Below are 4,052 nucleotides of genomic sequence, written 5' to 3'. Positions count from 1 at the left end.
TGCGGATAAAAAATTATATGCTTTAAGAGATGTTACTGCAACTGTAGATAATATGTCTTTAATAGCTTCAAGCATTATGAGCAAGAAAATAGCATCAGGTGCTGATGCCATAGTTTTAGATGTGAAGGTTGGAGATGGAGCATTTATGAAAACTCCTGAAGATGCCAAAGCTCTTGCAAGAGAAATGGTGGACATTGGAACATCAGTTGGTAGAAAAACTATAGGGGTTATATCTGATATGGATCAACCTTTAGGATATGCTATTGGAAATGCTCTAGAGGTAAAGGAAGCAATTGAATTATTAAAAGGAAATGGACCAAAGGATTTATTAGAATTAACATTAACTTTAGGAAGTTATATGCTTATTTGTGGTAATAAAGCAAAGACTTTTGAAGAAGGTAAGGCTTTATTATTAGAAAATATAAATAATGGAAAAGGAATAGAAAAATTAAAAGAATTCATAAAGGCTCAAGGGGGAGACCCATCCATTGTTGATGACACTGAAAAATTACCAAAAGCTAAATATATTGAAGAAGTAAGAGCTAATAATAGTGGAGTAATAACAAAAATTAATGCTGAAGCATTTGGATTAATTGCTATGGAATTAGGGGCTGGTAGAGAAACAAAAGAAAGTGAAATAGATCTTTCTGTTGGAATAGTTCTAAATAAAAAAAGAGAAGATACAGTTAAAGAAGGAGATATATTAGCCTATATTCATAGTAATGATAAAAATAATATAGAAAAGACTAGGAATAATATTTTAAATAATATAGTAATAAGTGAAAAAAGTACAGAAAACCTACCTTTAATATATGGAATAGTAGAATAATAGGAATTTAAAAATATGATAAGAAGATTTATTCTTTTTATCATATTTTTATTTTTATTGGTAATAATAAGCTTGAAAGGAGGAAATAAAATGTATAAAAACAAATTGAAAAAAATTATTGTACTTTCTTTAAGCTTATTTATTTTAAATAGTATACCAGTTAATGCCTTAGTTAAATCAGGTGGAGATGAAATTGAAACATATGAGGAATGGGATACTCAAACCTTTAGTGAAGAAGGTATAAATGTAGATGCAAAATCTGCATTATTAATTGAGCCTATTTCTGGCAAAATATTGTATGAAAAAAATCCAGATGAAAAATTTGCACCAGCATCAGTAACAAAAATAATGACAATGTTATTGACTATGGAAGCAATAGATAGTGGTAAAATTTCTTTAAGTGATAAGGTAACCTGTAGCGAAAATGCTAAAAAAATGGGGGGAAGCACTATGCTTCTAGACACTGGAGAAATAAGAACTGTTGAAGAATTATTAAAGGGTGTCGCTATTGCATCTGGTAATGATGCTGCAGTTGCTTTAGCAGAATATTTAGCAGGAACAGAAGATGCTTTTGTAGAATTAATGAACAAAAGAGCCGAAGAGCTTGGTATGAAAAATACTACTTTTAAAAACTGCAATGGATTACCAAAGGAGGGACACTTATCTACTGCAAGAGATATTTCCCTTATGTCATTAGAGCTTCTTAAACATCCAACAATATTAAAATATACAGGAACTTATATGGAAACAATTTCAGAAGGAAGACTATCTCCAATAGAATTAGTTAACCATAATAAGTTAGTAAGATTTTTTGAAGGATGTGATGGATTAAAAACTGGATACACTTCAGAAGCTAAGTATTGTATTTCTACTACTGCAACAAGAAATGGTGTTAGAATGCTTTCAGTAATTATGGGGGCACCAACCTATAAAATAAGGAATAGAGATGCTGGAATGCTTTTAAATTATGGCTTCTCTAAATTTGAAGGTAAAAAAATATTAGTAAAGGATGAAGATGTTGAAAATATATATTTAAGCAAAAATACAGATAAATTCTTTATTGCAAAATCTAAAGATGATTTAATTGCTATTATTGAAAAAGGTGATAAAAATGAAATAACCAAAAAGATAGTAATGGATAATCTGAAAAAAGAATATAAAGAAGGCGAAATAGTAGGAAAATGTGAAGCATACTCTGGAGAAAATAAAATCGGAGAAGTAGATTTATATTCTGATAGAGATGTTAAACTAGGTGGTATATTTGAAAACTTCAAATTTAATATGAAAAATATGTTTAGAAAAGGTATATAAAAGGATTCTTTAGGGAATCCTTTTTTCTTGGTTTAAAAAGGTTGTTCTTTATAAATAAACTTGATATTATATTCTAAGGAAATACATTATTAAAGGCGGATGAATAATATGGAAATGCCAAAAATTAAAGTAGCAAATTTTGAAGGACCCTTTGATTTGTTGCTACATTTAATTAAAAAAAATGAAATGGACATATATAATATTGAGATATATAAGATAACAAATCAATATTTAAGATATTTAGATGATATGAAGACTATGGATCTTGATATAACATCAGAATTTATAGTGGTAGCGGCAACATTGATTGAAATTAAATCTAAAAAACTTTTACCGGTTATAAAAAATGAAGAAGAAAATGAAGAGGATATAGAAAAAAATCTTATGAATAGGCTTATAGAATATAAAAAAATAAAAGGAGCAGCCTTATTCTTAAGAGATAAATTTGTTAGTTCAGGAGAGATATATACTAAAAAGCCTGAAATTATAAAAGAAGTAAATATTACAAATAAAGATGAAGATATCTTTAAAAATATAACTTTACTAGATTTATATAATATGTATAATAATTTAATTGAAAATTATCTTAAGAAGCAAAATAAAGAAAATGTAATTCAAAGAAAAATATATGTTGATAAATATAAAATTGAAGATAAAATGAAGGATTTAATGATAAAATTTAATAACAATAAGATAGTAAAGTTTAGAGAACTTATAAAAGAAAGTGAATGCAAACTAGAAGCAGTTGTAACCTTCTTAGCATTATTGGAGTTAATAAAGATTAGGATGGTTAAAGTATACCAAGACAACAATTTTGAAGACATCTTAATGGAAAGGAGAATAGGAAATGAGTAATATAGAAGCAGCACAATACGAGTTTGAAGAAATCTCATCAAAGCCTATGTTGAAATCTTCAATTGAATCACTTTTATTTGTTAGTGGTGAGCCCTTAACAATAAGGGATTTATGTAACACATTAGAGGTTTCACCTAAGGTAATTAAAGGAATATTAGATGAAATGCAAAATGAATATGAAGAAGAAAAAAGAGGAATTAAATTAATTTCTATAAATGGAGAATTCCAATTAGTAACTAAGGCTGAAAATAGTGATCATATACAAAAGCTATTAAGAAAAAATAAGAGACAATCCTTATCTCAAGCCTCCTTAGAAAGTTTAGCTATAATAGCATATAAGCAACCAATAACAAGAATTGATATAGATGAAATAAGAGGGGTTAAATCTGAAAGTGCATTACATAGACTTTTAGAAAAAGATTTAATTAAAGAAGTTGGTAGATTAGAAGTTCCAGGAAGACCAATTATATTTGGAACAACTGATGAATTTTTAAGACAATTTGGATTAAAGGAATTAAATGAATTACCTTCATTAGATTTATATGAAAATAAAGATGATGAAATTATAGAAAATATGAGTGAAATTATAAAAGAGATATAAGATATATTTTATATTCCTAAAATATATCTTATATATATCTTATATATATTAATACAAGTTATTTGAAGAAGAATCACAATTATCTATAGGGGGTTCTTCTTCACTTTTATTTTTATTACACTTATCTTCGGTAAAAAAGCCTTTTATAGTATCTACAATTTGAGGTATAGAATCTATAACTCTATCATATGTATTATTTTGTTCTACAGGTAATATTCTTACAACATCTTTTCTTAAAACTAAAAATGCTACTGGTTTAACGGTGATTCCAGCACCAGAGCCACCACCAAATGGATGACTTGACATATTATCTCCAGGACCAATACATACATTTCCAAATTCACTTCCACCAGAAACAAATCCAAAAGTTACTTTTGATATTGGAATTATATAGCTTCCATCTTTTGTTTCTACTGCATCACCAATTACAGTATTAACATCTATCATATCACGTAG

Annotated in this window: 5 protein-coding genes; 4 read left to right on the top strand and 1 reads right to left on the bottom strand. The window is 27.5% G+C overall.

Annotation, left to right across the window (positions count from 1 at the left end):
• From HUJ77_RS14875 to scpB, 4 genes are all read left to right on the top strand, one after another.
• Positions 1-829: thymidine phosphorylase (locus HUJ77_RS14875; RefSeq protein WP_291709976.1), on the top strand; the 829-nt coding region annotated here is incomplete at its 5' end.
• Positions 830-919: 90 nt separating this feature from the next.
• The gene (locus HUJ77_RS14870; RefSeq protein WP_291709974.1) at positions 920-2,140 is read left to right on the top strand and encodes a D-alanyl-D-alanine carboxypeptidase family protein; all 1,221 of its coding nucleotides are present in this window, start codon (positions 920-922) and stop codon (positions 2,138-2,140) included.
• Positions 2,141-2,248: 108 nt separating this feature from the next.
• The gene (locus HUJ77_RS14865) at positions 2,249-2,995 is read left to right on the top strand and encodes a segregation/condensation protein A (protein ID WP_291709972.1); all 747 of its coding nucleotides are present in this window, start codon (positions 2,249-2,251) and stop codon (positions 2,993-2,995) included.
• On the top strand, positions 2,988-3,596 hold the full coding sequence (scpB, locus tag HUJ77_RS14860; protein WP_291709970.1) for an SMC-Scp complex subunit ScpB: 609 nt from the start codon (positions 2,988-2,990) through the stop codon (positions 3,594-3,596). Before HUJ77_RS14865 ends, scpB begins: the two co-directional genes overlap by 8 nt.
• Positions 3,597-3,644: 48 nt before the next feature.
• Here the strand turns inward: scpB and ytfJ are convergent.
• A partial coding sequence (gene ytfJ, locus HUJ77_RS14855; RefSeq protein WP_291709968.1) for a GerW family sporulation protein occupies positions 3,645-4,052 on the bottom strand: 408 nt, incomplete at its 5' end.

This window comes from Clostridium sp. (assembly GCF_021443865.1).
Classification (GTDB): Bacteria; Bacillota; Clostridia; order Clostridiales; family Clostridiaceae; genus Clostridium.
This window is presented reverse-complemented; position numbering and strand designations above follow the sequence as displayed.

Coding starts and splice junctions, on each gene's coding strand:
- HUJ77_RS14870 (WP_291709974.1), top strand. CDS start 920: ATGTATAAAAACAAATTGAAAAAAATTATTGTACTTTCTTTAAGCTTA.
- HUJ77_RS14865 (WP_291709972.1), top strand. CDS start 2,249: ATGGAAATGCCAAAAATTAAAGTAGCAAATTTTGAAGGACCCTTTGAT.
- scpB (WP_291709970.1), top strand. CDS start 2,988: ATGAGTAATATAGAAGCAGCACAATACGAGTTTGAAGAAATCTCATCA.